This window comes from Pseudomonas sp. 910_23 (assembly GCF_052850795.1).
In genome coordinates, this window is the sequence record NZ_VXCZ01000045.1 from 1 (window position 1) to 1,532 (window position 1,532).

At 55.3% G+C, this 1,532-nt stretch carries 1 protein-coding gene; it reads left to right on the top strand.

The window, feature by feature from the left end; all coding sequences use genetic code 11:
• A partial coding sequence (locus FW800_RS27245) for an immunoglobulin-like domain-containing protein (protein WP_446438860.1) occupies positions 1 to 1,532 on the top strand: 1,532 nt, incomplete at both ends.

Below are 1,532 nucleotides of genomic sequence, written 5' to 3' on the forward strand. Positions count from 1 at the left end.
TACAAAGGCGATCAGACCGTCACCACCGCTATCAAGGGTGTGACCGGCGGCGAGCACTTTGAAAATCTGGTTCCAGGTACTACGTCAGTAAACACCACCGTTACGGACACACCGGGTACCGACAACACCACTACCGTGACGCTGACAGCTCCGTCCGAAGCGAACGAAGGTGGTCAAATTACGTACACCGCTACGCTTTCGAATAAAGCGGGCACTGACGTCACCTTGAAGTTGGATAACGGTTCGTCGATCACCATCAAAGCGGGCGACACCGTCGGCACTGTGACCGTGCCTGCGCCTACCGATGATGTGTTCATCGACAAAAGCACGCAGACCGTTCAAATCACCGAAGCCACAGGCGGCAACTTCGAGAAATTGGAAGTTGCAGGCAACGGCGCCACCACCACGATCAACGACACCATCGATAAAGTCGATGTGGTACTGACCGCCACCACCACCGTCGGCGAAGGCGGCAACATCGTTTACACCGCCAGCCTTGTGGATAAAAACGGCGCGCCGGTGACTAACATCACCAATCCGTTGACTGTCACCCTGGATAACGGCCAAACCATCACCATCGGAGTGAACGAATCGAGCGCTAGCGTTTCGGTTATTGCTCCTGATGATGTATACAAAGGCGATCAAACCGTCACCACCGCCATTACTGGTGTCACTGGCGGTGAGCACTTCGAGAACTTGGTACCGGGCACTACTGCAGTGAACACCACCGTTACCGACACCCCGGGCACCGACAACACAACGACTGTCACGCTGACTGCCCCAAGTGTCGTTAATGAAGGTGGCCAGATCACCTACACCGCGACCTTGAGTAATAAGGCCGGTACCGATGTCACGCTGAAGTTGGATAACGGCTCGTCGATCATCATCAAGGCTGGCGAAACTGTCGGCACTGTGACTGTCCCTGCGCCTACCGATGACGTGTTCATCGATAAGAGCACCCAGACCGTCAAGATCACCGAGACCACTGGCGGCAACTTCGAGAAGTTGGAAGTCGCAGGCAACGGCGCAACCACCACCATCAACGACACCATCGACAAGGTGGACGTAGTTCTGACCGCCACCACCACCGTCGGTGAAGGCGGCAATATCGTTTACACCGCCAGCCTTGTGGATAAAAACGGCGCGCCGGTGACTAACATCACCAACCCGCTGACCGTCACTTTGGATAATGGCGAAACCATCACCATCGGCGTGAATCAGTCGAGCGGCACTGTTTCGATCTTGGCACCGGATGATGTCTACAAAGGCGATCAGACCGTCACTACCGCGATCAAGGGTGTGACCGGTGGCGAGCACTTTGAAAATCTGGTTCCAGGTACTACGTCAGTAAACACCACCGTTACGGACACTCCGGGTACCGATAACACAACGACTGTCACACTGACTGCGCCAAGTGTCGTTAATGAAGGTGGCCAGATCACCTACACCGCGACCTTGAGCAATAAGGCCGGTACCGACGTCACGCTGAAACTCGACAACGGCTCAAGCATCACTATCAAAGCCGGCGACAC